General features: G+C 60.8%; 27 protein-coding genes. 10 read left to right on the forward strand and 17 right to left on the reverse strand.

Annotated features, from left to right (window positions below; all coding sequences use genetic code 11):
- Positions 1-118: 118 nt before the first annotated feature.
- The 5 genes from ACR0E6_RS20375 to glyA form a co-directional block, all read right to left on the reverse strand.
- The gene (locus tag ACR0E6_RS20375) at positions 119-541 is read right to left on the reverse strand and encodes a universal stress protein (RefSeq protein WP_170456616.1); all 423 of its coding nucleotides are present in this window, start codon (positions 539-541) and stop codon (positions 119-121) included.
- A 79-nt stretch (positions 542-620) separates the two neighbouring features.
- Positions 621-1994 (reverse strand): alanine/glycine:cation symporter family protein, encoded by a 1374-nt coding sequence (locus tag ACR0E6_RS20380; RefSeq protein ID WP_480586722.1) that lies wholly within the window; start codon positions 1992-1994, stop codon positions 621-623.
- A 26-nt stretch (positions 1995-2020) separates the two neighbouring features.
- Positions 2021-2965: a lipoyl synthase gene (gene lipA / locus ACR0E6_RS20385; protein WP_480586724.1), complete on the reverse strand. Its 945-nt coding sequence runs from the start codon at positions 2963-2965 to the stop codon at positions 2021-2023.
- A 13-nt stretch (positions 2966-2978) separates the two neighbouring features.
- Positions 2979-4358 carry a dihydrolipoyl dehydrogenase gene (gene lpdA / locus ACR0E6_RS20390; protein WP_480586727.1) on the reverse strand — a complete coding sequence of 460 codons (1380 nt, stop codon included), beginning with the start codon at positions 4356-4358 and terminating at the stop codon, positions 2979-2981.
- A gap of 11 nt (positions 4359-4369) precedes the next feature.
- Positions 4370-5623, reverse strand: a complete 1254-nt coding sequence (gene glyA / locus ACR0E6_RS20395; RefSeq protein WP_480586729.1) for a serine hydroxymethyltransferase — start codon at positions 5621-5623, stop codon at positions 4370-4372.
- Between the two features lie 147 nt (positions 5624-5770).
- Here glyA and ACR0E6_RS20400 point away from each other — a divergent pair, with 147 nt between their 5' ends.
- The gene (locus ACR0E6_RS20400; protein WP_170456626.1) at positions 5771-6373 is read left to right on the forward strand and encodes an XRE family transcriptional regulator; all 603 of its coding nucleotides are present in this window, start codon (positions 5771-5773) and stop codon (positions 6371-6373) included.
- 9 nt (positions 6374-6382) lie between these two features.
- On the opposite strand, the gene ACR0E6_RS20405 is transcribed toward ACR0E6_RS20400, so the two are convergent.
- From ACR0E6_RS20405 to ACR0E6_RS20425, 5 genes are all read right to left on the reverse strand, one after another.
- Positions 6383-7153, reverse strand: coding sequence for a citryl-CoA lyase (locus ACR0E6_RS20405; protein ID WP_480586732.1), 771 nt, complete (start codon positions 7151-7153; stop codon positions 6383-6385).
- On the reverse strand, positions 7150-8337 hold the full coding sequence (locus ACR0E6_RS20410; protein ID WP_480586735.1) for a CaiB/BaiF CoA transferase family protein: 1188 nt from the start codon (positions 8335-8337) through the stop codon (positions 7150-7152). Before ACR0E6_RS20410 ends, ACR0E6_RS20405 begins: the two co-directional genes overlap by 4 nt.
- Complete coding sequence (locus ACR0E6_RS20415; protein WP_170524572.1) at positions 8327-9838, reverse strand: tripartite tricarboxylate transporter permease; 1512 nt, start codon at positions 9836-9838, stop codon at positions 8327-8329. Before ACR0E6_RS20415 ends, ACR0E6_RS20410 begins: the two co-directional genes overlap by 11 nt.
- Before the next feature lies 1 nt (position 9839).
- Entirely contained in the window at positions 9840-10322 is a 483-nt protein-coding gene (locus ACR0E6_RS20420) for a tripartite tricarboxylate transporter TctB family protein (RefSeq protein ID WP_170456634.1), read from the reverse strand.
- A gap of 67 nt (positions 10323-10389) precedes the next feature.
- Complete coding sequence (locus ACR0E6_RS20425; RefSeq protein ID WP_170456636.1) at positions 10390-11367, reverse strand: tripartite tricarboxylate transporter substrate-binding protein; 978 nt, start codon at positions 11365-11367, stop codon at positions 10390-10392.
- Positions 11368-11475: 108 nt separating this feature from the next.
- Here ACR0E6_RS20425 and ACR0E6_RS20430 point away from each other — a divergent pair, with 108 nt between their 5' ends.
- Genes ACR0E6_RS20430 through ACR0E6_RS20440 form a run of 3 tightly spaced genes read left to right on the forward strand, consistent with a single transcriptional unit; the run spans position 11476 to position 14472 of the window.
- Positions 11476-12144, forward strand: coding sequence for a response regulator transcription factor (locus ACR0E6_RS20430; protein WP_170456638.1), 669 nt, complete (start codon positions 11476-11478; stop codon positions 12142-12144).
- Positions 12134-13495, forward strand: coding sequence for a sensor histidine kinase (locus tag ACR0E6_RS20435; protein ID WP_170456640.1), 1362 nt, complete (start codon positions 12134-12136; stop codon positions 13493-13495). The genes ACR0E6_RS20430 and ACR0E6_RS20435 overlap by 11 nt, the downstream gene beginning before the upstream one ends.
- On the forward strand, positions 13474-14472 hold the full coding sequence (locus ACR0E6_RS20440) for an ABC transporter substrate-binding protein (RefSeq protein ID WP_480586739.1): 999 nt from the start codon (positions 13474-13476) through the stop codon (positions 14470-14472). Before ACR0E6_RS20435 ends, ACR0E6_RS20440 begins: the two co-directional genes overlap by 22 nt.
- Here the strand turns inward: ACR0E6_RS20440 and ACR0E6_RS20445 are convergent.
- Positions 14459-14845 (reverse strand): winged helix-turn-helix transcriptional regulator, encoded by a 387-nt coding sequence (locus tag ACR0E6_RS20445; protein WP_170524556.1) that lies wholly within the window; start codon positions 14843-14845, stop codon positions 14459-14461. The two genes, ACR0E6_RS20440 and ACR0E6_RS20445, sit on opposite strands and share 14 nt — an antisense overlap.
- A gap of 137 nt (positions 14846-14982) precedes the next feature.
- Here ACR0E6_RS20445 and ACR0E6_RS20450 point away from each other — a divergent pair, with 137 nt between their 5' ends.
- Positions 14983-15699, forward strand: coding sequence for a glutathione S-transferase family protein (locus ACR0E6_RS20450; RefSeq protein WP_480586742.1), 717 nt, complete (start codon positions 14983-14985; stop codon positions 15697-15699).
- Here the strand turns inward: ACR0E6_RS20450 and ACR0E6_RS20455 are convergent, their stop codons facing one another.
- The 4 genes from ACR0E6_RS20455 to ACR0E6_RS20470 form a co-directional block, all read right to left on the reverse strand.
- Positions 15700-17016 carry an HlyD family type I secretion periplasmic adaptor subunit gene (locus ACR0E6_RS20455; RefSeq protein WP_480586745.1) on the reverse strand — a complete coding sequence of 439 codons (1317 nt, stop codon included), beginning with the start codon at positions 17014-17016 and terminating at the stop codon, positions 15700-15702.
- Complete coding sequence (locus ACR0E6_RS20460) at positions 17013-18737, reverse strand: type I secretion system permease/ATPase (protein WP_480586748.1); 1725 nt, start codon at positions 18735-18737, stop codon at positions 17013-17015. The genes ACR0E6_RS20455 and ACR0E6_RS20460 overlap by 4 nt, the downstream gene beginning before the upstream one ends.
- 218 nt (positions 18738-18955) lie before the next feature.
- Positions 18956-20074, reverse strand: a complete 1119-nt coding sequence (locus ACR0E6_RS20465; protein ID WP_170738169.1) for an aminotransferase — start codon at positions 20072-20074, stop codon at positions 18956-18958.
- A 39-nt stretch (positions 20075-20113) separates the two neighbouring features.
- A complete protein-coding gene (locus ACR0E6_RS20470) occupies positions 20114-21127 on the reverse strand; it encodes an Ldh family oxidoreductase (protein ID WP_480586751.1) in 1014 nt (337 codons plus the stop codon).
- A 202-nt stretch (positions 21128-21329) separates the two neighbouring features.
- Between ACR0E6_RS20470 and ACR0E6_RS20475 the strand changes: the two genes are divergently transcribed.
- The 5 genes from ACR0E6_RS20475 to ACR0E6_RS20495 all read left to right on the forward strand — a co-directional run bounded on the left by ACR0E6_RS20475 (position 21330) and on the right by ACR0E6_RS20495 (position 25872).
- Positions 21330-22460, forward strand: coding sequence for an ABC transporter substrate-binding protein (locus ACR0E6_RS20475; RefSeq protein ID WP_170634878.1), 1131 nt, complete (start codon positions 21330-21332; stop codon positions 22458-22460).
- Between the two features lie 86 nt (positions 22461-22546).
- Positions 22547-23467, forward strand: coding sequence for a branched-chain amino acid ABC transporter permease (locus tag ACR0E6_RS20480; protein ID WP_480586754.1), 921 nt, complete (start codon positions 22547-22549; stop codon positions 23465-23467).
- Positions 23464-24447, forward strand: a complete 984-nt coding sequence (locus ACR0E6_RS20485) for a branched-chain amino acid ABC transporter permease (protein ID WP_480586757.1) — start codon at positions 23464-23466, stop codon at positions 24445-24447. Before ACR0E6_RS20480 ends, ACR0E6_RS20485 begins: the two co-directional genes overlap by 4 nt.
- On the forward strand, positions 24440-25189 hold the full coding sequence (locus ACR0E6_RS20490) for an ABC transporter ATP-binding protein (protein ID WP_480586761.1): 750 nt from the start codon (positions 24440-24442) through the stop codon (positions 25187-25189). Before ACR0E6_RS20485 ends, ACR0E6_RS20490 begins: the two co-directional genes overlap by 8 nt.
- On the forward strand, positions 25186-25872 hold the full coding sequence (locus tag ACR0E6_RS20495; RefSeq protein ID WP_480586764.1) for an ABC transporter ATP-binding protein: 687 nt from the start codon (positions 25186-25188) through the stop codon (positions 25870-25872). Before ACR0E6_RS20490 ends, ACR0E6_RS20495 begins: the two co-directional genes overlap by 4 nt.
- Here the strand turns inward: ACR0E6_RS20495 and ACR0E6_RS20500 are convergent.
- Positions 25869-26084 (reverse strand): hypothetical protein, encoded by a 216-nt coding sequence (locus ACR0E6_RS20500; protein WP_170524522.1) that lies wholly within the window; start codon positions 26082-26084, stop codon positions 25869-25871. The genes ACR0E6_RS20495 and ACR0E6_RS20500 overlap by 4 nt on opposite strands.
- 86 nt (positions 26085-26170) lie before the next feature.
- Entirely contained in the window at positions 26171-26398 is a 228-nt protein-coding gene (locus tag ACR0E6_RS20505) for a hypothetical protein (RefSeq protein WP_480586767.1), read from the reverse strand.
- Positions 26399-26453 lie beyond the last annotated feature (55 nt).

Consider the following 26453-nt stretch of genomic DNA (forward strand, 5'->3'; position numbering starts at 1 on the left):
CATCGGATACTGAACAGGCATCTCCCAGCCCGCAAAATCAACCAGCTTACCTCCCAACTCAACGTGCAAGGCGTACAACGGCGTGCGTTTCATGTCGGACATAATTCTCACCTTTCAATCAGCGGGACTGGTCGCGAACGACCATGACGGTGCAATGCGCGTTGCGCACCACGCGGGCCAGGTTCGGGCCAATCTCATAATTCGGGAAATCGCCCTTGGTCGATGCCATGACGATCAGGTCAAAGCCGTCCTTATGAGCCAGCTTCAGGATTTCGCGGTAGACGCTGCCTTCTTCGATATGCACCGGCACGTCCGAGGCATTGCCGTGATCCAGAATGGCCTGAACCGCGCCCCGCACGTGGTCTTTGGCACCCGCGCCATAGTTGGCGGGCAGGTTCGGCAGCTGGATGATCTCGGGGATGACGGCCACCGCGTGCAGTTCGGCACCGTAGAATTTCGCCTGTTCCAACGCGACCGGCAGCGCAGTCTTCCACGAGCGGTCGTCAGTGTGATCGATTGGCAGCAGTATTTTCGTCGCCATCACGTCTCTCCTCGAGATAGGGAAATCTGTTTCAAAGGCGGGGGGCCGGGTTGGCCCCCCGTTATTGCAAGGGCCGGGATTATTCGGCAGGCGTACCGCCGGGTTCTTCCGACTGGCCTCCGCTGGCAAAGAACTCTTTCGTCAGTTTGAAGACGATCGGGCTCAGCAGGGCCAGGGCGATCAGGTTCGGAATGGCCATCATGGCGTTCAGTGTGTCGGCCAGCAGCCAGATGAAGCCCAGATCCGCTGTTGCGCCAAAGTAGATCATCACGATCCACAGGACGCGGTAGGGGATCAGGGATTTCACACCCAACAGGAACTCGACGCATTTTTCGCCATAGAAGGACCAGCCGAGGATGGTGGTGAAGGCAAAGATCGACAGAGCGATGGCGATCAGATACCCGCCGATACCCGGCAGCGACAGTTCAAAGGCGTGGCTGGTGAGCGCTGCACCGGATTCACCCGATGTCCATGCACCAGACGAGATGATTGCCAGACCGGTGATCGAGCAGACGATGATGGTGTCGATGAACGTGCCCAGCATCGCGATCAGGCCCTGATTGACCGGACCTTTGGTCTCGGCTGCGGCATGTGCGATCGGGGCCGAGCCCAGACCGGCTTCGTTCGAGAACACACCACGCGCCACACCGAAACGGATCGCGGCCCAGACGGCAGCACCCGCGAAACCACCTTCGGCGGCGGACGGGGTGAAGGCGTAGGTGAAGACCAGCGACACGGCGTTGCCAATGTTGCCAATGTTGATCAGCAGAACCAGCAGACCGGCGACGATGTAGGCGACCGCCATGAACGGAACCAGTTTACCGGCAACCGCACCGATGCGGGTGATGCCACCCAGGATCACGGCTGCGGTCAGAACCATCAGAACCACGCCGGTGACCGAGGTGTTCAGGCCGAAGTTCGATTCCAGAACCTGTGCCACACCGTTGGCCTGCACGCCGTTGCCGATACCGAAGGCTGCGATTGCGCCAAACAGGGCAAAGGCCACACCCAACCAGGCCCATTTCGCGCCCAGACCGTTCTTGATGTAGTACATCGGGCCGCCGACATAGTTGCCCAGCTCGTCCTTTTCACGGTATTTCACCGCGCAGACGGCTTCGGCATATTTGGTGGCCATGCCCACCAGGGCGGTCATCCACATCCAGAACAAGGCGCCCGGACCGCCCAGGAAGACAGCAGTGGCCACACCGGCAATGTTCCCCGTGCCGATTGTCGCCGACAGCGAGGTCATCAGCGCGTTGAACGGGCTGATCTGCCCCTCGCCCTGACCTTCACGGCCTTTGAACAGCAGGCTGAAGCCCGTGCCAATGCGCAGGATCGGCATGAATTTCAGCCCCACCTGCAAGAAGAAGCCGACGCCAAGGATGAGGACCAGCATCAGCGGCCCCCACACGACGCCATTGATGGCCCCTACGATTGAATTTAACGCTTCCATGGTTTCTCCCTCCCGATAGCGTTGGTTTATGCCCCTTTGGCGAGGGCCCGCTGGCGGGCCTGCCTGAGGGCGGCAAAATCTTCGTCCGCGTGGAACGACGACCGGGTCAGCGGAGTGGCTGACACGTGCAAAAAGCCCTTGGACCGTGCGATCTGTTCCAGTTGGGCAAACTCCTCCGGTGACCAGAACCGGTCGATCGGGTGATGTTTCGGGGTCGGCTGCAGGTATTGGCCGACGGTCAGGAAATCGACCTGTGCCGCGCGCAGATCATCCATCACCTGCCGCACGTCGTTCAGGCTTTCACCCAAACCAACCATCAGGCCGGATTTGGTGAAAATCTCGGGATTGGCGCGCTTGGCATCGTCCAGCAAACGTAGCGACGCATAGTACCGCGCACCGGGCCGAACCGTCGGATACAGATGCGGCACGGTTTCCAGATTGTGGTTGAAAACATCCGGCGCCGCATCGAACACAACATCCGCCGCATCGTCCTTGCCCAGAAAATCGGGCGTCAGAACCTCGACCGTGGTGCCGGGGTTCTGGTGGCGCACGGCTCGGATGGTCTGGGCGATATGCCCGGCCCCGCCATCGTCCAGATCATCGCGGTCCACCGAGGTGATGACCACATGGCGCAGGCCCAGCTTTTTCACCGCCGCCGCAACGCGCCCCGGCTCGAACGCGTCTAGCGCGTCGGGGCGACCTGTGGCGACGTTGCAGAAGGAACAGCCGCGGGTGCAGACCTCGCCCATGATCATCATGGTCGCGTGGCGCTTGGACCAGCATTCGCCGATATTGGGGCAGGCGGCCTCTTCACACACCGTTGCCAGAATGTGGTCACGCATCAGGCGGCGGGTTTCGTAATACTCAGGCCCCTCGATCTTTTTCCGGCGGATCCACTTTGGCTTGCGCGGAATGGCGCTGTCGGCCTTCTTGGCCTTTTCGGGGTGGCGGGGGCGAAGCTGGATGGTCATCTGGCGGCCCCCCTTACGCGTGGATCGCGCGGCCCATGACGTCAAGGCAGGCTTCCTTGACCGCCTCGCCCATGGCCGGGTGCGCATGACAGGTGGAGGCGACCTCGGACACGGTTGCGCCTTTGGTCATGGCCAGAACCAGTTCGGCAATCAGATCGCCGCCATGGGCACCGCAGATATGCGCACCCAGGATTTTGCCATTTGGACCCGCCAGAACCTTGACCGCGCCGTCGGTTTCTCCGGTCGAACGGGCACGCGAGTTGGCCATGAAAGCGAACTTGCCGACCGAATATTCGGTGCCCGCCTCTTTCAACGCCTCTTCGGTCAAGCCGACCGAGGCGACCTCGGGGTCGGTGTAAACCACGCCCGGAACGGTGTTGTAATCCACATGGCCTGCTTCACCGGCCAGCATCTCGACACAGGCAACGCCGTCTTCTTCGGCTTTATGCGCCAGCATCGGACCGGGGATGCAATCGCCGATGGCATAGATGCCGGGAACCGAAGTCTGGAACGCACCATCCACTTCGATGAAGCCACGCGGATTTACGGCAATGCCAAGCTCCTCCAGCCCAAGCCCGCGCGTGACAGGGCGGCGGCCAACGGCGATCAGAACCTTGTCGGCCTCGATCACCTCTTCCTTGTCCTTGCCGACCCGGTCCAGCGTCAGGGTCAATCCCGCCGCGCCCTTGTCGATGGACCTCAGGGCCCGGCCAAGCTGAAACTTCAGGCCACGTTTGGACAAGGACCGCTGCGCCAGTTTGGCAATTTCGCCATCGATGCCCGGCAGAACGCGGTCGAGATACTCGACCACCGTGACCTTGGCCCCCAATCGCGACCAGACCTGCCCCAGTTCCAGGCCGATCACACCTGCGCCGACAACAACCAGATGCTCGGGCACGGTGTCCAGTGCCAACGCCCCGGTCGAGCTCAGAACGTCCTGCTCGTCAATCTCGATCCCGTTCAGCGGGGTCGGCTCGGACCCTGTTGCGATCAGGATGCTTTTGGCCTCATAGACCGTGTCACCGACCTTTACCTGCCCATCGGCGGGAATGCTGGCCCAGCCCTCGATCAGTTCAACGCCGTTTTTCTGGAACAGAAACGCGATGCCCTTGGTCAGATCGCCAACTATCTTGTCCTTGCGTCCCATCATCGCGCCCACGTCGATGCTGGCCCCCTCGACCGCAATGCCATGGGAGGAGAGATGTGCAATTTCGGCATATTTGGCCGAGGAGGTCAGCAACGCTTTGGAGGGGATGCACCCCACGTTCAGGCAGGTCCCGCCGAGGGCCCCGCGCCCTTCGACGCAGGCCACTTTCATGCCCAGCTGGGCTGCGCGGATGGCTGCAACATAGCCGCCCGGCCCGCCGCCGATGACAATCAGGTCGTAGATCATGTCTTGGTCTTTCAGTAGATCGGGTGGCTGGCGCAGATCGCGCGGACTTTCCGGCGGGTGGCTTGTTCAACCGCTTCGTCACCGTCGGGGGATTGTGCCAGCGCATCCAGCACGTCGCCGATCAGGTGGCCGATCTGCTTGAACTCTTCGGGGCCAAAACCCCGGCTGCATCCGGCGGCCGTACCCAGACGAATGCCGCTTGTCACGGTGGGTTTCTCGGGATCACCCGGCACGCTGTTCTTGTTGCAAGTGAACCCAGCCCGTTCCAGCGCGGCTTCGGCGTCTTTGCCGGTCACGCTGATGGGGCGCAGATCGACCAGCATCAGGTGGTTTTCAGTCCCGCCGGAAACGATGTCACACCCGCGCGCCATCATCACATTGGCCAGGGCCGCTGCGCTGTCGACCACGCGCTGCATGTAGATTTTGAACTCGGGCTGCAGCGCCTCTCCGAACGCGACGGCCTTGCCTGCGATGACATGCATCAGGGGGCCGCCCTGCAAACCGGGGAACACAGCCGAGTTGATCTTTTTCGCCAGCGCTTCGTCATTGGTCAGGATGATCCCGCCACGTGGACCGCGCAGGGTTTTATGGGTGGTCGAAGTCACCACATGGGCATGTCCGATGGGCGAGGGGTGCAGGCCCGTCGCAACCAAACCGGCAATATGGGCCATGTCGGCCAGCAGCCATGCGCCGACCTCGTCGGCAATGGCGCGGAAACGGGCAAAATCGATCTTCTGCGAATAGGCCGATGCACCGGCGATGATCAGCTTGGGCTTTTCGGCCTTGGCCAGCGCCGCGACCTGATCGTAATCGATCAGCCCCGCATCGGTCAGGCCGTATTGCACCGGGCGAAACCACTTGCCGGATTGCGCGGGCTTTGCACCGTGGGTCAGGTGGCCGCCTGCATCCAGCGACATGCCAAGGATCGTATCACCGGGGCTGAGCAGCGCCAGCTTGACCGCGCCATTGGCCTGCGCGCCGGAATGCGGCTGGACGTTTGCGTATTCACACCCGAACAGCTGCTTCAGCCGGTCGATGGCTTCCTGCTCGACCTCATCCACATATTCGCACCCGCCATAATAGCGGCGCCCCGGATAGCCTTCGGCGTATTTGTTGGTCAGGACCGAGCCCTGCGCGTCGATCACAGCCTGGGAAACGATGTTCTCGGATGCGATCAATTCGATTTGTTCAGCCTGACGGGTGCCTTCGCGGGCAATCGATGCGGCGATAACGGGATCGGCTTCGTGCAGCGGTGTTTTGAACATTTTCTCCTCCTCGATATCCGAATCCTCGGTTCGAAACTTTGTTTCCTATAGTGGAAAAAGTTCCCCCAAGGCAACATCCTTCTCACTTTTGTGAAGTTGCGAGATGATCGGAGACTCGGTAACCTTCGATAAAATAGGGAGATTTTTATGGGCGAAGACCAACGGATTGAGGCGTCCACCCACGAGGAAGAGGGCGAAGGGGCCGCATTGGGGCGGTCAATTCGCGATGCGCGCCGCGAAAAAGGCTGGACTTTGGAAGAGGCCGGGCGCGCTGCGGGAATCGGTCGCTCGACCCTGTCGAAGATCGAAAACAACCAGACCAAACCCAGTTTCGAGATCGTGCGCCGCCTGACTCAGGCACTGGACATGAACCCGCCACAGCTGTTCGTGCAATCTGGTCAGTCCGGCCTCACGGGTCGTCGCGATTTCACACCCAAGGGCGCGGGCGAGATGCGCGAAACCGCAACCTACCTGCACGAGCTTTTGTGCTCGGAACTGACCAGCAAGCGCATGTTGCCTTATGTCGCGACGATCCGCGCGCGCGATATTTCAGAGTTCGACCAGTGGGTGCGCCATTCCGGGGAAGAGTTCATGTATGTCCTCAGCGGCGAGTTGATCTTTATCTCGGAACACTACCGCCCGCTGCCGATGAAGGCGGGGGATTCGCTTTATTATGACAGTGGAATGGGGCACGGCTGTATTTCGACCAGCGAAGAAGATGCAAAGGTGCTTTGGGTCTCGCTGGAATAGGGCGTTTCGCTATTCGTCTTTCAGATAGGTCCATCGGTAGTGCGGCGGCGTCGGCCCCTTGTTGCGCCCGCCTTGCTGCATCTGCTCCCAGGCGTGGGCCAGAATACCGACCGAGCGGGACAGACAGAACAAACCGCGCGCCAGCGGCGGCGCAAAGCCAAGCTCGGCATAGATCACCGCCGTTGCGCCATCGATATTCATCGGAACGGGTTTGCCCTTGCGATGCGCAAGTTCGCCCTCGATCGCCTGTCCGATCCGCATGAAATCCCCGCTGCATGCCCCTTGATCGACGGCTTCTGCAACCAACTGCATCAGGCGCGGGGCGCGCGGGTCGGTTGGGGTGTGAAAACGGTGGCCGAATCCGGGCAGAATGTTTCCGTGCGTGGTGATCCAGTCATCCAATGCGCCCGGCAGATCCTGCGTGTGACCCGCGACAAAGTGATAAAGCTGAACCGCCTGCTCTCCGGCCCCGCCATGCACGTCCCCCAACATGTTGACCGCGCTGGCCATGGCGTTGTTCAGGGGCAGACCGCAGGTCACCGCCATTCGGGCCGCCGCAATTGAGGGCGCTTGCGGGCCGTGATCCACGGCGGCCACCAGCGCGGCTTCGAACAGATGGGCCTGCGCCGGGGTGGGTCTGTCGCCGCGCAGCATGAACCAGATCATCTCAGCGAAACTCAGGGTGCCGATCAGGTCTTGGATCGGCTCGCCGCGCAGGTCAATCCGGCCCGGTTCCATGTCGATGATCGCGGTTTTCCACCAGTCGGAGACGTCGCTCAAATCACGCCCTCCTGTTGCAGGGCGTCGGTCTCGGACTGGGTCAGGCCAAGTGCGGACCAGATCGCGGCATTGTCCGCCCCCAAATCCGGCGGCGCGGTTTCAGGGTGGTTGCGTGTGCCGTCCATGACAACCGGGCTGCCAGCCAGGTGCAGGGTTTCGCCATGCATTTGCAATGGTCCGATCAGACCACGCTCTGCCAATTGCGGGTCGTCAAGCGCATCGGCGACTGTCAGGACCTGCCCGGTGGGCACCCCGAGGGCGTTCAATTCCTGCACCCATTCCTTTGCTGGTCGTGCGGTCAGCGTACGCTCTAACTCCGCGCGCAAGGCATGGCGGTTTTTCTTCCGATCCTCGCGGGTTGCGTAGTTGGGGTTTGTCAGCAGGTCTTCGCGACCCAGATGCCGGGCCAGGGCCTGCCATTGCTCATCCCTGTTGGCGGCGATGTTGATCGGGCTGTCTGCGGTGGCAAATGTTCCGGATGGTGCCGAGGTTGTGTTCTCATTGCCATGCGCGGCGGGCGTCACGCCGCCGATCAGGTAATTTGACACGACCCAGCCCATTGTGGAAATCACCGCCTCGGTCATCGCGACATCCAGAAACGCGCCGCGCGGGGTGGCGTTCAGGGCGGATGTGATGGCGAAGGCCGCTGTCAGCCCGCCGACCGTATCGGCCAGCGGATACCCAACGCGATAAGGCGCTGTATCGGGCGCGCCGGTGATCGACATGATCCCGCTGATGCCCTGCACGATCTGGTCATAAGCCGGATCGTCGCGGCGCGGCCCGTCCTGCCCGAAGCCGCTGATGGCGCAGTAGATCAGGCGGGGGTTTTCGGCCTTCAGGACCTCATAGCCCAGACCCAAGCGATCCATCACGCCGGGCCGGAAATTCTCGACCAAAACATCCGCCGTGCGGACAAGCCGTTTCAGCAGTGCCTTGCCGCGTTCGGATTTCATGTCCAAAGTGACGGATTTCTTCGCCGCGTTCTGGGCCAGAAAACTGATCCCCATCCCGGCCTTGTTGCGTTCGGGGTCGGCCCCCAGCACACGGGCCAGATCGCCGGAACCGGGGCGCTCGACCTTGATCACTTCGGCCCCCATCAGCGCCAGCTGATAACAGCAATAGGGGCCGGCAAGCACGTTCGTCAGATCCAGAACGCGGATGCCGGCCAGAGGGTCAGTCGCCATCAGCAACACCGGCCGCCCGCGCCTTGGCCCGGCGTGCGCGGTAGCTGGGCAGCAGTACCAGAAGGACGGCGATCACCAGCAGGCCTAGCGTCATCGGACGTTCCCAGATGAAGGCGATGCCATCATACAGCTGCATCGAGCGGGCAAAGTTATCCTCCATCATCCCGCCAAGGATGAACCCGATCAGCAGCGGGGCCAGGGGGTAGTCGGCGAATTTCAACGCGGTGGCGCAGATGCCGAAGCCGACGAGGATCAGCAACTCGGTGGCGTTGTTCTGGCCGATATAGGCGCCCATCAACGTAAAGAACAGGATGAACGGGATCAGGTAGTTGCGCGGCACAGCCAGCACTTTGGCGATGTACGGGATCAGCGGAAGGTTCAGGATCAGCAGCACCAGATTGCCGATGAACATCGACATGATGACCGCCCAGAAGATCTGTGGCTCATCCAGCATCAGGCGCGGGCCGGGGGTCACGTTCAAAGCGATCAGAGCGCCCAGCAGAATGGCCGTGGTCCCGGACCCCGGAATGCCCAGCGTCAGCAGCGGCACGAATGACCCGGTACAGGCCGCGTTGTTGGCGGATTCAGGTGCAGCGAGGCCTTTGATCGATCCTTTGCCGAACTCGTCCTGTTCTTCTTTCGGAGCAATGTTGCGCTCGACCGCATAGCCGAGGAAGCTGGCAATTGTCGCTCCGGCCCCGGGCAGGACGCCGATGAAGAAACCTTGCACCGATTGGCGACCGATCACGGGCGCGATGGCTTTGGCCTCGTCCCTGGTAATGCGCAAGTCTTTGATCTCTCCATCATCGCCTTGCAGGTCCTTGGGTTTCAGAACCAGAAACAAAGCTTCGGGCAGGGCGAACATAGCCATGGCTAGCGTGATGAACCCAAAGCCGGATTGCAGGTCCATGATCCCCATGGTGAAGCGGGGCAGGTTGAACAAAGCGCCTTCGCCGACGGTTGCCATGATCAGGCCGAGGATCGTCATGATCAGCGCCTTGGCCACCTGACCCGACCCGGCAAAGGCCGCAATGGCAGACAGGCCGACAACCATCAGGGCGAAGTATTCGGCCGAGTGGAACAGCAACGCGACCGAAGACAGGGCAGGGGCGAAGACCATCAGCAGAATGGCCCCCAACGTGCCGCCTGCGAAACTGGCGATGGCGGCGATGGTCAGCGCCTTACCGGCCTTGCCTTGCCGTGCCATCGGGTAGCCATCAAAGCTGGAAGCCACGGTGCCCGCGACCCCCGGCGCGTTCAGCAAAATGGATGAGGTCGAGCCGCCGAAAATCGCGCCGTAATAGACGCCCGCCAAAAGGATAAGCGCCGCCGACGGATCGCCCATCGAAATCGCAACCGGGATCATGATGGCGATGATCGACATCGGCCCAAGGCCGGGAAGCATGCCGATGAAGGTGCCGATCAGACAGCCCGCGATGACCATCAGAAGGTTTTGGATTGAGAATGCCGTTTGCAGGCCGATCAGAAGTCCTTCGAGCATATCAGCCTCCGAAAATGCCCGGCAGGGGGCGCATGTAGATGCCAAGGACTTCCTGAACCAGATACCAGACCGCGCCGGTGGCGATGAAGGCAACAGGCAGCATGATATGCCACTTGCGCTCGCCCAGAATGAACGAGCCGAGGATCAGGAAGGCGGAGGTTGAGATCAGAAAGCCAACAGGCCGCAGGCACAGGGCATAGATCACCATCAGGGCCAGCAGCATCAAAGCTTGATCAAGATGATACTCCGCCAGACGCCGGTAATCGATATCAGCCTCTTTCGGCTCGGACTTTTCGAACCCCAGCAGGATGATTACGCAGGCGATGATGCCCAGTATCGACAGCACTTTGGGGAAGGTGCTTGGCCAAATAGGGTTGCGCTGCATGAAGGGGGGCAGGCTGCCATCCATCGTAAACCAGGCGGCATAGCCATAGGTCAGACAGACCCCAAGCAAAACAAGCGCGATCCAGCGATCCAGCGCCATGACATCCCCTCCCTTACGTGTTCTTTTTGTGTGGCAGAGCGGCGAACCGCTCTGCCATGGGTGGTGCTTACAGGAAGCCCAGCTTTTTCATCAGATCGCTGATTTGCTGTTCCTGCTGCTCGAGAAAGGCCGAGAAATCGTCGCCTGAATTGTGGATGTTCACCCAACCATTGCGCGCGCGTACTTCTTCCCATTCGGGGGTGTCATACATCTTGGCGATGGCGTCCTGATAGGCGGCCAGCTTGTCCTCGGGCAGGCCGGGGGCCGCGAAGAAGCCGCGCCAGTTGACAAAGGTGGTGTCGATGCCCTGTTCCATCATGGTCTGCGCGTCAGGCGCTGCGTCCACACGCTCATCCGCAGTCACGCCGATGATCTTCACCTCGCCTGCATTTGCCAGATCGACGGCTTCCGAGAAACCGGTCGACAGTGCTGCGATCTCACCCGACAGCAGGGCTGCCATGGCTTTGCCGCCTGCGTCATACGGGATGTATTTGACGCCGAGCGCGTCTTTGCCAGCCGCTTCCATCACCATGGCCGCAACCAGATGATCCATTCCGCCCGGGACCGAGCCGCCGCCGATGGCCGTTGCACCCGGGTCGGCGTCATAAGCCGCCAGCAGGTCCGCCATCGAGTTGATCGGGCTGTCCTTGCCGACAACAATGGCCGCGTAGTCGCCGATCGTGCCGGACACCAGCGTCAGGTCGCGGAAGTTGTGCGGGAACACCCCGGTCAGCGAGCGGATCACGATGGGGGTCGAGTTCACCATCAACGTGCCGTGGTTGCTTTCGGCGTTTTCGATCAGATAACCGATGGCTTTACCGCCGCCGCCGCCCGACATGTTCTCGTAAGACGCGGTGCCCACAAGGCCCGCTTTGGTCAACGCCTCGCCGGTTCCACGCGCGGTGCCGTCCCAGCCGCCGCCTGCGCCGCCGGGGATCAGAAAGTGGATGCTGTCTACAACCTCATCCGCGAATGTCGGCCCTGCAAGACCAACAGCGGCCACAGCCGCGATCAGGGCGCGACGGCCCAGTTTGAATGTCGTCATGTTTTCCTCCCATTTGACAACCGGCCGCTTGGCGGCTCAGATTATCGTCAAGAAAAACACATCAACCTGACATCAACCTGTCACGCGCGAAAATACTGCTTACGCCTCATGAAATTCCTGCTGGTCGAAGACAATATGGACCTCGCGAATGCGATCAGTTCGCGGATGCGGCTGGATGGCCATGTCGTTGATCATGCAGCGAAACTGGATGATGCAACGGCCTATGTGGACACCGAGGAATATGACCTGATCCTGCTGGACATCATGCTGCCCGACGGCGACGGTCGCGACTTTCTGAAACGGCATCGGGCCAGTCATCTGGACACACCTGTCATCGTTCTGACCGCCCGCAGTCAGGTGTCGGATCGAATCGGATCGCTCGATCTGGGGGCAGATGATTACGTCACCAAACCCTTCGATCATGCCGAGCTTGAGGCCCGCTGTCGCGCCGTGCTGCGGCGCAAATCAGGGATCGCGAAATCGACGATTGAGATTGGTGGGATCGTTTTCGACCCTGTCGCGGGTCATCTGGGTGTGGGGTCCGAGACCGTGTCGCTGCGCAACCGCGAACTGCGCCTGTTGGAGTTGTTTCTGAACGCCCCCGGTCAGGTGTTTTCCAAACAGAAGCTGGCGGATCGGTTGTTTTCCTATGACGACAACGTCTCGGATAACGCTATTGAGGTCTATGTGGGCCGCCTGCGCAAGCATCTTGAAAGCTCGGACCTGAAGATCACCACGTTGCGCGGGCTGGGGTACAGGTTGGATCATGTCCGCTAGCGCTGCCGTCTCGGGGTCTTTACGCAACCGGCTGGTGCTGACCCTGATCGGAGGCGCGGCCATTCTGGCGCTTTTGCTGTTCTTTGCCGTGCGCAGCTACGCGGCCCGCGTGGCGCAGCAAGGGCAGGACAATATCCTTGGTGCGTCGGTCACCTCGATCCTGGATGCCGTGGCGCTGCGGGACGGAGAGCTTGAGGTCGATATTCCTTATGCCGCGTTTTCCATGCTCAACACCCCGTCGGATGACAGGGTGTTTTATGCAATCTTTCAGGACGGCCAGCTTTTGTCCGGCTATGACGATTTGCCCGTAACCAACAGCACCCCGGACGGTGGCTGGACCTTCCGCTCGGGTCAGGTCCGGGGCGAGGCGATTAGGCAGGTCAGCGCCAGCCGGACCTTGGTCGGGCTTGGCACCCGGACACAGGTAGAAGTGGCCTTGGGGCAAACGCAGGACGCGCTGGCCGAGACGCTGGATCAGATCTCGCGTAATGCTGCCTTGCTGGGGCTGGGGTTCTTTGCCCTGGCCGCCGGCTTGTCCTTTTGGGCGACCTCCACCACCATTGGGCAGTTGAACAAGCTGACCACATCCGTCACGCGACGGGGGCCGCAGGACCTGAGCCCGTTCCGAAAACCGGTGCCACGGGAAATGGCGCCGCTGGTGACGTCGCTGAATTCCCTGATGGGGCGGCTGGATCACTCGCTCAGCCAGTCCGAGGAATTTATTGCCGAGGCCGCGCATCGCGTTCGTACCCCTTTGGCAACGGTCCGGTCTTATGCGGATGCCACGTTGCAGCGCGTGGAAAAGGAAGAAAACCGCGAGGCGTTGCGGTCGATGGTGCGGGCCATCGACGAAAGTTCACGCGCGGCGGGGCAGTTGCTGGATCATGCGATGATCACCTTTCGGGCCGATCATCTGGAGCGGGAAGAGATCGATCTGGTCACCCTGATCCGCGATCTGGTCCAGCGCCTGACACCAATTGCCGAGATGAAGGATCTGTCATTGTCGCTGACAGGTGATCCGGCGGTGCCTTATTCGGGCGATCTTATCCTGATCCAGAATGCGGTGCGCAACATGATCGACAACGCGCTGAAATACGCACCCGCCGACAGCACCGTCAGGATCGAGGTCACAACCCCGCCCAAAGTCACTGTCAGCGATCGGGGGCCGGGTTTCCCACCGGACGAGATTGACCTGCTGACCCGCCGGTTTGAGCGCGGCCAGAACGCCATTGGAACCATCGGATCCGGTCTTGGTCTGACGATTGCGCAGGATGTGGCGACGGCGCATGGGGGCACACTGACCCTCAGCAACCGGCAGGAGGGCGGCGCATGCGTTACCTTATTGCTTTAGCGTTTCTTTTGTTGCCCTGCGCTGTGTCGGCTCAGGACTGGGAAGATCGGCAGGTGTTCAACGCGGATGCCGGTGGTCCGGTTCTGCGCGTTCTGTCCAGTACCGACACGGTGTTGTTTGCGCCACTGATCGAGGGTTTCATTTCCGAAAATCCCATGATCGGGATCGAATACCTTGTGACCACCACCGCCGATATCGACCGTCTGGTCCGCGCCGACCCGGATGCGTTTGACATCGTCATCTCAAGCGCGATGGACCTGCAGTTGAAACTGGCCAATGACGGGTTTGGTCTGCCATTGACGGACATACCCCATCCGGACTGGGCGCAATGGCATGACAGCCTGTTTGCGTTTACCTCGGAACCGGCCTCAATCGTGATCAACCGTGCCGCTTTCGAAGGCGGGCCGATCCCCGAAACCCGGCAGGAGTTGATCGAGATCCTGCGCGCCCGTCCGCAGGATTTTCGCGGTAAGGTCGGGACCTATGATATTCGGGACTCGGGGTTGGGCTATCTGTTTGCAACGCAGGACGCGCGGGCCTCGGAAACCTATTGGCGGTTGATGGAGGTGATGGGAGGCCTCGGCGTTCATCTGTATTGCTGTTCAGGTGCGATGATCGACGATTTGACGGATGGCACCATTTCCGTCGCTTATAACGTGCTTGGCAGCTACGCGGCGGGACGAGCGGATCGGGATGGTGTGCTGCAGGTCATCCTGCCGACGGATTTCCAAACCACAATGATGCGCACGGCGATGGGTTTGGCGGGTACTCCGGAACCCCAAACCGCCGAGCTGTTCGTGCGCTATCTGATCGCGCAAAACGCGGGCGGCGCGGCCTCGCTGCCGACGCTGCAATCGGGCGGGGCCGCAAACGCGCGCGGGACGATTGTTCTGGGCCCTGCATTGCTGACCTATCTCGATCAGCTGAAACGGAGGAAATTCCTGAGCGACTGGGAAAACGCGGTTATTCAGAGGTAGGGTCGGACGCTGTCAATGCGGGCGGCAACTGATCGCTCCATTTCCTCAACTCATCCAGAAAGCCCAATGCTGTCTGGCCGAACGCGGTGATCGAATACTGAACCGAAACCGGTGCGGTGTTCATCACGCGTCGGTGGATAAGCCCTTGCTGTTCAAGCTGCCTGAGGCGTTCGGCGATCATCTTCTTGCTGGCACCTCCGATCATGCGGGACAGGTCGTTAAAGCGCACAGGCCCATCCTTGAGGTGCCACAGAATGGACCCGGTCCACTTGCCGCCGATGATCCGCATTCCACGTTCTATCGCGCAAGGTTCGGCGCAGGCATTGGTGGCGATGCGACGCCCATCTTTGTCCTGATTGATCTGTGCCCGCATCTTTCGCGCCTTTTCCGGATTACTAGGCTACAAAAAGTATACTGGTTGCTTTTCCTTTCCGCAATTCACAGGTTCACGATACGCCAAGCCCGACCCGGCATGGCCGCCCGCAAACCCCGAACGCACTGAGGATGACCATGTCCCAAGCCGAAATTCATCTGTACACCGCCGGAACCATGAACGGTTACAAACCTGTCATTTTTCTGGAAGAGGCAGGTATTCCCTATGACCTGACTCATATCAATTTCTCAAAGCAGGAACAGAAAACGCCCGAGTTTCTGGCCCTGAACCCCAATGGCAAAATCCCCACGATCGAAGACCGGACCGAAGGGCGGGCGATTTTCGAAAGCGGCGCGATCCTGTGGCATCTGGCCGAGAAATACGGAAAATTCCTGCCGTCCGATCCGGTCAAGCGGTCCGAGGTCATGCAGTGGATGCTGTTTCAGGTTGGCCATGTTGGGCCGATGATGGGGCAGGCAATGTATTTTCAGCACATCGCTGCCCCGAACGGCCATGAAGAGCCGTTTTCCATCCGCCGCTATGTCGACGAAAGCCGCCGGCTGATGGAGGTGATGAATGATCGCCTGAACGGGCGCGACTGGATCGCGGCGGGGGAATACACGATTGCGGATATGATGCTGTATCCTTGGGCGCGGGCGTATGTATGGGCTCGGGTGAAGGTGGATGACCTGCCGCATCTGAACGCGTGGTTTGATCGCATCGACGCGCGCCCTGCGGTTCAGAGGGCGCTGACCATTCCCAAGGCCAACCCACAGTTCTGGGATGCTGATGCCGATGCCAGCGCATTCGCTAGGGAAAACGCCGCGCGGTTCTCGGGTGATGTCAAAAGCTGATCACTCGCGGAAGGCGCGGTTGAAGTAATCGGACATCGGTTTGACCAGATAGGACAGGGGGGTGCGCTCATCCGTCTTGATCATCGCTTCGACCGGCATGCCGGGCAGCAATACCTGACCGTTCAGACGTTCGACCTGCCCGTCATCCGGCACAAGCTCGGCCCGGTAAAAGGTAAAGCCGGTCTGATCGTCGGTGAATGTGTCGGCCGAGACGTTGATCACATGCCCGTCAATCTCGGGCGTTTCCCGCTGATTGAAGGCAGGAAAGCGCAGGGCGACCGGTTGGCCCACATGCAACTGATCCACGTGGATCGCGTCCACCCGTGCCGCCACCACCAAAGGCGTGTCCTGCGGCACCACATACATCATCGGTTCAGCCGGTTGGATCACCGATTGCAGCGCAAATACCTGACTGTCGTAAACCGTGCCCGAAACCGGTGCACGGATATCCAGCCGTGACAGACGCTCGGTCAGGGACAGACGCCGTTCCGACAACTCCGCGACCTGAGATTGCACGTCGCGCAATGTGGTGATCGCCTCTTCCCGGCGTGTGGCGGCCAGTTCGAGGATTTGAATCTCGGTCGCCGCGATCTGACCTTTCAACCGGGCCACTGCGGCCTCAAGCCGTCCGATTTCGCCGGTCAGGTTGGCCTCTTCCCGTTGCAGGGCCAGCACCCGGCTGACTTGGGTCAGGCCGCGCTCCAGCAGGCTTTGCTGATCCTCAAGCTCTTGCTGGATCAGATCGACCTGACGGCGCAGCGAGACAAGCTGCGCCTCGGTTCCGTCAATCTCGCTTTCGGTTTGCACCAACTGTTTGCTCAGCTGTTCGGTCTGCTGGGCCAAGGTGTTCAGCCGTGCGTCGAACAGGCGTTGTTGCCCGTCGATAAGGTCCGGGGCGATGCCGTTTTCCTGTTGAACTTCGCGCAGACGGGCGGCCAGGTCTTCAGGCGCGGCATTGTCGCGTTCGGCCTCAAGCCGGGCACGGCGGGCCAGCAGCTCGAACAGCTGCGCCTCGACAATGGTCTTTTCCGACGACAGGAAGGTGTCATCCAGCCGCAGCAGCAGATCCCCGCTGGAGACAACAGCCCCGTCGCGCACGAAAATCTCGCCGACCACACCGCCATCGGGGTGCTGTATGACCTGACGGTTGCTTTGCACCTCGATCACACCGGACGAAACGATGGCCCCGGCCAGACGTTGTGTGACGCTCCAGACACCAAGCACGCCCACCAGAAAAAACAGCGCAGCAAAGCCGACCAAGGCAGGCAGGGTGATCCGCCACGCGGAACGCCCGTCCGGTTTCGAAGTGTCCGTCATCCCGAAGTCACCTGGCTGAGGTTTCGTTTGATCGCCCCGGCATTCTGGACCATGGCATTCAGAACCTCGTCGCGGGTACCGAATTTGACCACTTGCCCCTTCTCGACCACCGCCAGATTGTCACATTCCGAGATCGCCTGCGGCCGGTGCGTCATGATGATCGCCGACTTCCCGGCGGCTTTCAGCCCCCGCACAGCGGCATTCAGCGCCTCGGTTCCGTCTGCGTCCAGCGCCGAGTTCGGCTCGTCCAGAATCAACAACACCGGGTCCCCATAAAGGGCGCGGGCCAGTGCGATGCGTTGTTTCTGACCGCCCGACAACTGACTGTCATTGCCTTCCAGAAACGTGTCATAGCCCTTTTCCAGAGACAGGATCAGCTGGTGCGCGTTCGCCTTTTTGGCGGCATCGACCACGGCCTGAGAATCGGGGTTCTGGGACATGCGCGCAATGTTTTCGGCCACCGATCCGTTGAACAGGGTGACTTGCTGCGGCAGATATCCGATGTGCTGACCCAGATCGTTAGGGTCATATTGGTCCAGCGTGGCCCCGCCCAGACGAATTTCACCCGCGGCGGGGTGCCAGAGACCCAGCAAAGCCTTGGCCAGAGTGGTCTTGCCCGACCCGCTTTTGCCAATCACACCAAGCGCTGTTCCGGGTTCAAGGTTCAGCGTGACGTTGCGCAAGGTCGGTGCTGTGGCACCCGGCGGGATGACCGTCAGCCCCTTTGCCGCCAGTTGCGCCGCAGGGGTCGGCAGCTTGGTCCGTTCAGCCTCGGGCGGGGTGTGGTCCAGAAACTGGTTCAGCGAGGTCCAGGCGGTACGGGCCTTTTCGACCATGCCCCATTGTCCGATTGATTGTTCGACAGGTGCCAGCGCGCGGCCCAGCAGGATCGACCCGGCAATCATCGCACCGGGTGAAAGCTCGTTCTGCAACACCAGCCAGGCCCCAAGCGCCAGCATGGCCGATTGCAGGAACAGGCGCAGCGATTTGGTCAGCGAGGTAAAGCTGCCGGTCCAGTCACTGGCCGCAATGGTCTGGCGCAGCGCGTCCGAGCGCTGGTTCAGCCAGCGTAGCGTCACGTCCTGCTGCATCCCTTGCGAGCGGACGACTTCCGCCGCCTGACGCGCATGTTCGGAAAAGGCATTTGCCCGGGCGGATGCCGCTTGCGCTTCGGCCACTTTGCGGCGAGTCAGGGCCTGATTCAGCAGCGCAATCACGATCAGCAACCCGCCGCCCGCGACGGCCAGCCAGCCCAGCAGCGGGTGAAAGATGAAAATCGCGGCCAGAAACACCGGGGTCCAGGGGATATCCATCACCGCCAGCAAAACCGGGGAGGCACACAGGTTCTGGATCGACTCGAGATCGCGCAATGCCGTTGCCGGGGCTGCACGGGCCTGCGGGTTCAGCGACCGGCGCAGCGTGGCGTCAAACACCCGCGCGTCCAACTGCGACTGGAACCGCGCACCAAACCGCGCGACGATGCGCCCGCGCGCGAAATCCAGCATGGCCATCAGCCCATAAAGTAGCGCGACCAGCAAAAACAGCGCCGTCAGCGTTTCGACCGCGCGCGAGCCCAGAACACGGTCATAGACCTGCAGCATGAACAACGGCCCGGTCAGCATCAACAGGTTCACGAAGATGCTGAACAGAAAGGCTAGCGCCAGAAAGGTCATACCCTGATTGCGCGTATTGCGCAGTTCATGACGTGGGGCAGCCGGCATTTGGTGCTGGGGTCTCAAAATTCAAAATCCACATCAATCAGGTTGGGCCGGCGGTTAAGAAAGCCCGGCCTTTGTTGCGAAGAACCAATCCTTTTTCGAGGAAGAAATTGCAAATCACAAGGCAAAGTAGCGGCGGCTTTCGGCCATTCCCTTGGCGAGCATCCGCCTTGCCGGGGAAACTCGCATAAGGTGGCGCGTCTTTGTTGTGGCCGCCGGTTCTATCTCGCTGCCAGAAACTCTGACACGCGGGACAAGCCCTGTTTCAGGATTTCAGGACCGTTGGCATAGCCGATGCGCACATAGCCCTCCATCCCAAGGGCTGATCCGGGGGTGAACATCACGCCGGTCTCCTGCAACAGCTTTACGCAGAAATCGCGGGAACTGATTGGCAGGTCGTATTTCAGCAGGGCCGTGGTGCCGGATTTTGGTTTGACCCAGGTGATTTTTGGTTCCTGCGCCACCCAATCCTGCAGGGTTTCCAGATTGCCGCGCGTGATCCGCTGGCTGCGGGCCAAAAGCTTGTCTTTGTTCTCTAGCGCCAGCGCAGCAAAGTGATCGTCGATCATCCCGACCGAGATGGTGTCATAGTCGCGGTGAATGGTCACCGCCTCGATCACCTCGGTTGGTGCGGCGATCCAGCCCAGCCGCAAACCCGCCAGTGAGTACGCCTTGGACATGCCCGCAGTGCTGATGCCTTTTTCGTAGATGTCGGCAATTGATGCGCTGATGCCCGAGCCGTCCTGATCGGTGCCCCGGTAGACCTCATCACACAATATCCACGCATCCGCCGCGCGGGCAATGTCGGCGATGTCTTCCAACATGGCCCGGTCCATCAACGCGCCGGTTGGGTTGTTCGGGTTGTTCAGCGCGATCAGCCTAGTGTCCGGTGTTACAAGGGCGCGCAACTCGTCCAGATCGGGAAGGAACCCGTTTTCCTCACGCAGCTGAAGATGATGCACATTCGCGCCGATGCTGGCGGGGATCGAGTAATGTTGCTGATAGGTCGGTACCACGGCCACAACCCGGTCTCCGCGTGAGACCAGAGTTTTATGGATCAGCATATTGGCCCCGATCGTGCCGTGGGTGACGATTGTGTTTTCAACCGACTGGTTTTCATACAGCGCCGCAATGGCGCGGCGCAGCCGGTCGGACCCTTCGATGGCGCCATAGGTCATTTTCAGGTCCAGAAGCTCGGACAGGTCGGTTGCGTTTCGGCCTGTCAGGGTCAGCAATTCCTGAATGGTCAGGCTTTCCACGCAGGTTTCGGCCAGATTCCAGTCGCATCTGGTTTCCCATTCGTTCATCCAAATCTCGACGCCGAAAGGTTCGATATACATGGCTGAGGGTCCTTGAGTCGTGTGCTGCCTTGGCTGTCCTTAGATCAACGCCTCAAGCTGGTCCAGAACATCAACACTGACGGCCACGCCATTTTCTTGGGCTTCGGCCCGCCGTCTTAGCCGTCCGTCACCGGGAACGCGGGCGTCGCCATTGCCTTCGATTTCGGCGCAGATCCGGGCGATGTAGTCCGCAAACGCATCATTGCCAAATCGCGCCGGGTCCAGCGCGATCAATGTTGCGCCGCCCTTGATGTTCAGCGCGCCATGCGCCTCGCGCGCGTCGTTATTGACGGACAGGGTGCCGCCTGCAAGGGCTGCGCCCAAAACCTCAACCAGAAAGGCAATTCCGGCCCCTTTGTGACCGCCAAAGGGCAGCAGGCTGCGGGTTTCCAGAATGGCGTTCGGGTCCGCAGTCGGGTTGCCTTCGGTATCCAGCCCGGCGGGGTGCGGCAGGTCATGCCCTTCGGCAGCGGCCATCTTGATATCCAGAAACGCAACGGCCGAGGATGCCTGATCCCACACCACCGGTTCGGCCCCGTCGCGCGGGCAGGCAAAAGACATGGGGTTGGTGCCAAACACCGGGCGTTGTCCGCCCTGCGGCACCACCAAAGACAGTGAGTTGACCACGGCGAGCGCCACCAAACCCGCCTCGGCCAGAGGTTCCGTATCGAACCGCAGGGCGGCCAGATGGTGGCAATTGGCACAGGTGAAGGCGGCAATGCCATTCTCGCGCGCCATGGCGATCAGCTCGTCACGGGCGGCGGAGGCTGCGATCTGATAATACCCGTTGTCCCCGTCGCCACGCAGAACACCCGGCGCGATGCGCTTGATTTCCGGTTGCGCGGACGGGTTGGCATAACCCGAGGTGAAGCTTTGCACATAGACCGGCAGGTTGCGCAGGCCGTGGCTGCGCGGCCCGTCGCGTTCGGATTGTGTGACAATATCGGCCAGAACGTCGCTGCCACGCTCATCCATACCGGCGCGGATCAGCACTGATTTGGCCAAAGACCGGATTTCGGTCAGCGAAAGGGTTCGTGTCGAAGCGTGTGCCACAGAAAAATCCTTTGCTTTCAGGCTGCAATTGGGACCGGTTCGGATCTGGCCTGCGGCCCGAGCGTTGCATGTCTTTCATAGGTTTGAAAGGGCGACGCGCCGGTTTTCCGGGGCAGGGGGCAGCGATTTGAATTGAAAGCCGGGTCCAAAGAATGCTTAACACTTGGCATAAAGACGAAAACACGTGACGGGGAGAACCAAGATGAAGAAGATTCTTATGGCAACGGCGGCCGCAGCTTTGATGGCAGCCCCGGCGCTGGCCGAGACCAAGGTGGGCATGATCACCACATTGTCGGGCGGCGGGGCCGGTCTGGGCATCGACGTGCGCGACGGGTTCATGCTGGCGATCCAGCAATCGGGCCGCGACGATATCGAAGTTGTCATCGAGGATGATCAGCGCAAACCGGATATCGCGGTGCAGCTTGCCGACAAGATGATCCAGTCCGAAAAGGTGGATGTGCTGACCGGTATCATCTGGTCGAACCTTGCCATGGCCGTTGTGCCCTCGGTCACGGCGCAGGGGAAATTCTATCTGTCGCCAAATGCCGGACCCTCGCCGCTGGCCGGTAAGGGGTGTCACCCCAACTATTTCAACGTCGCCTGGCAGAACGACAACCTGCACGAGGCTGCGGGCGCCTATGCCAATACCGCCGGATACGGCAACAGCTTCATCATGGCCCCGAACTATCCCGCCGGGACCGACGCGCTGACCGGATACAAGCGGACCTTCGAAGGCGATGTAGCGAGCGAGGTCTATACCCAGCTGGGTCAGACCGACTATGCCGCCGAAATCGCGCAAATCCGCGCGTCGGGCGCGGACAGCGTATATTTCTTCCTGCCCGGCGGCATGGGGATTTCCTTCCTCAAGCAATACGCCGACAGCGGCGTGGACATTCCGGTCGTGGGTCCTGCGTTCAGCTTTGATCAGGGCATTTTGCAGGCGGTCGGTGACGCCGCGCTTGGAGTTGTGAACACTTCGCAGTGGAACAAGGACATCGACAACCCGACGAACGCGGCCTTTGTCGAAAGCTTTCAGGCCGAGTACGGACGTCTGCCGTCGCTCTATGCCAGCCAGGGCTTTGACACGGCGAACCTGCTGATCTCGGCCATCGAGGCCGCAGACGTGTCGGATGCGGACGCGTTCCGCGAGGCGCTGCGGGCCGCGAATTTCGACAGCACGCGCGGCGATTTCTCATTTGGTCCAAACCACCATCCGGTACAGACAATCTACGCGCGCGAGGTTGTTCAGGAAGGCGATGTCTTCACCAACAAGATCATCGGCACCGCGCTTGAGAACCATTCCGACGCATATGCTGCTGACTGTAGCATGTAACACCACGCCCCGGGGTTGATCCCGGGGCTTCCCCTTCGTCCTTTGACCAACCCTCCCGGACTGGATTCGGGACACCGGAACGCGTGATGTCCACACTACTTGTTATCGAGCAGGTCCTGAACGGATTGCAGTTCGGTGTCATGCTGTTTCTGATGGCAGCGGGCCTGACCCTGATTTTTGGCGTCATGGGCCTGATTAACCTCGCGCACGGGTCGCTCTATATGGTTGGCGCCTTCGCGGCCGCTTGGGTTGCGGGTGCGACGGGTTCGTTCCTGCTGGCGCTGATCGCGGCTTTTGCGGCGGCGGCCATGGCCGGAACGCTGATCGAGATGGTGGTGATCAGGCGGCTTTACAAAGCGGCGCATCTGGATCAGGTGCTGGCGACCTTTGCGCTGATCCTGATCTTTTCCGAGGGCACCCGATACGTCTTTGGGTCCTTCCCGCTGTTTCTGGATGTGCCCGATTACCTGTCGGGCCCTGTGACCCTGCCGGGCGGTATCCAATACCCGCTATACCGTCTTGTCCTGATCGGGATCGGCCTTGTTGTGGCGCTTGGCCTATGGTGGCTGACGGCGCGGACCCGCATCGGCATCCAGATCCGCGCAGGCGAGAATGACCGCGAGATGATCGCCGCACTGGGCGTCGATATTTCGAAGCTATACACGCTGGTCTTTGCCCTCGGCGCAGCGCTTGCGGGGCTTGCCGGAGCCCTGGTCGGTGCGATCCAGTCGGTGCAGGTCGGGATGGGCGAGCCGGTGCTGATCCTTGCCTTTGTGGTCATCGTGATCGGCGGCATCGGTTCGATCCGGGGGGCGTTTATCGGATCGCTGCTGGTGGGGCTGACGGACACGCTGGGCGGTATCTTCTTGCCCGAGCTGTTTAAGCTGTTCATGGACAGCGGCGCGGCCACGCAAACCGGGTCTGCGCTTGCCTCGATGTCGGTCTATATCCTGATGAGCATCGTTCTGATCTGGCGACCATCTGGCCTGTTCGGGGCGCGCGCATGATCTCGGAACGCCTTATCAACTGGGCCGTGATTGCGGGCCTTGTGGCGCTGCCACTTTGGGCGCTGAGCGTGGATGAGATTTTCACGATCACCCTGACCACCCGCGCCGTGATCCTGGCGCTGGCGGCGGTGGGCCTTAACATCGCGCTTGGCATCGGAGGCATGGTCTCCTTTGGACATGCCGCTTTCTTCGGGTTGGGTGGCTATACGATGGGCATTCTTGCCTATCATGCGCAAACCTATGTGCCGCTGGAACTGGGGCCGTTCACGATAGAAGGCACAAAATCCATGCCGGTGATCTGGCTGACGGCGACGGTGATTTCCGCTCTGGCCGCCTGGGTGATCGGGCTGCTCAGCCTGCGCACGACGGGCGTGTATTTCATCATGATCACCCTCGCCTTCGGGCAGATGTTCTACTACTTCGCCATTTCCTGGGGCAGTTATGGCGGCGAAGACGGCTTGTCGATCTACGTGCGCAACGGGTTTCCGGGACTGAATACGCTGGATCCGATCCAGTTCTTCGGGTTGTGCTTTGCGGCCTTGTGTCTGGCGCTTTTGCTGCAATGGGGCTTGCGCAATTCACCTTTCGGGCTGGCCCTGAATGCCGCCCGCCAGACGCCCGAGCGGGTTGAAACCGTCGGCCTGAACCCGATGCACCTGAAACTGGTGGCCTTCGTCATCTCGGGCGCGATCACGGGGTTGGCAGGGGCATTGTTTGCCGATCTCAACAGGTTTGTCTCTCCCACCATGTTCAGCTGGCAACTGTCGGGTGAGCTGATCATCCTGATCGTGATCGGTGGGGTCGGGCGGTTGATGGGGCCGGTCATCGGCGCGGTGATTTTTGTGGCGCTAGAACACTGGCTGGGTGGCCTGACCGATTTCTGGCACGTCTGGCTGGGCACGATCCTATTGTTGATCGTCCTGTTCGGGCGCGGCGGGGTGATTGGCCTGTTGACGGGTAAGGAGGGCGCGCATGTCTGAGCCGATCCTTGCCACGCATGGCCTGACGAAATCCTTCGGCGCTTTGACAGCAACTGACGATGTTTCGATCGATCTGAAACCGGGTGAGATACATGCGATCATCGGCCCGAACGGGGCGGGAAAATCCACCCTGATCGGACAGATCAGCGGCAGCCTTGCGCCCGATCAGGGCCGCGTCGATCTGATGGGGCAGGACGTCACTGGTCTGAGCACCGCCGCCCGCGCGCAGGCAGGGTTGGGTCGGACATTCCAGATCTCGGCTCTGGCGATGGAAGACAGCGTTTTCGAGAATGTGCTTCTGGGGGCCATCGGTGCGACTTCGGGCGCTTGGTCGTTGTTTCGCCCGGTCACGCGCAAGACTGATCTGAACGCCCGCGCTACAGAGGCGTTGGACCGCGTCGGGCTTGCCGACGTCAGGGAAGCCCGCTGCGCGGACCTTTCGCATGGCCAGCGCCGCCAGCTTGAAGTGGCCGTTGCCCTGACGTTGAAACCAAAGGCCTTTGTCATGGATGAGCCGATGGCCGGGCTGGGGGCGGAAGGGTCCAAAGCGATGACAGGTTTTCTGGACGGGCTGCGCGCCGAGGCCCCCATTCTGCTGGTTGAACATGATATGGATGCGGTCTTTGCCTTGGCAGACCGGATCAGCGTTCTGGTCTATGGCCGGATCATCGCCACGGGCAGCGTCGATGACATCCGCAGGTCGCAAGAGGTGCAGGACGCCTATCTGGGAGACAGCGCTTGAGCCTTCTGTGCGTTGAAAACCTGACCGCCTCTTACGGTCCGTCGCAAACCCTGTTTGGCGTAAACCTGTCATTGGATGCGGGTGAGGTTCTGGCCCTGATGGGGCGCAACGGCATGGGTAAGACAACCACCGTGCGCGCGATCTGCCGAATGATGCCCTCGGATGGCCGTCTGGAGTTTGCGGGGCGCGCGTTGCACATGTTGCCGAGCCATAAGGTGGCCCGTCTTGGGGTCGGGCTGGTGCCCGAAGGCCGGCGCTGTTTTCGCGACCTGACCGTGCGTGAGAACCTGATCGCTGCTGCACGCCCCGGCGAATGGACGTTGCAAACGGTGGGTTCGCTGTTCCCCCGATTGGCGGAACGTTCGGGTCAGCGCGCCGCATCCCTGTCGGGGGGTGAACAACAAATGCTGGCCATCGGGCGCGCGCTGATGACCAATCCGCAGCTTTTGATACTGGACGAAGCGACCGAGGGTTTGGCCCCGATCATCCGTCAGGAAATCTGGGCCGCAATTGCCCGGCTGAAACGCGAGACCGGCATGGCCATTCTTGTGATCGACAAGTCGCTGAAAGAACTCTCGGCAATTTCAGATCGCGCGGTGATCCTGGAACGTGGAAAAACCGTGTGGCAGGGGACAATGGCCGAACTGACCCCTGAGATTTCGCAAAGATATGTCGGGATTTAAGCCCTGGGTTTGCGGCTGAGCAGCCCGTATTTCAACGCCCATGACCGAAAAGACCGACGCTTGCGCTTGTCCTGTTTCAACGCCTGCTTTGCCTGCGCCCCGCCTTTGCGGTTGAATTCGTAAACGTCAATGACCCGTTCGGCGCAGCCGCAGGCTTCGCCCATTCCGACCTTGGCGAAATAGAATTTCTCGAACCGTTCCGGTTTTTGCATGGCGCGCCTCCTGCTGTCATTGAACCGATTTGGCCGCGACTTGCCAAATCACTTTACCGAATGCGCGCCAGGCAGAAAGTGTCCAGTCAGCCGCCAATATAGGTCCCTTGCTTGGGTCGGTAGAAGATTTTCTGGTCATGCAGTCGGCCCAGAAGGTCATGCATCCGGCGTACCGTATCCTCAAGGTTTGCGCGGTCTTCGTTGGAATTCCCGGTAATCTCGGTGGTATAAGACGTCATCGCCTGTCGCAATGCCTGTTCGATCAGGTCCATATCCTCGACCGATAGTTCGAACATATCGTTGTATTGGGGCATTCCGGGACCTCCTGCCATGGGCGCGCAGGATCAGTTTGCCCTGAAAACCGCGTGA

It is taken from the genome of Ruegeria sp. AP12 (genome assembly GCF_056540025.1).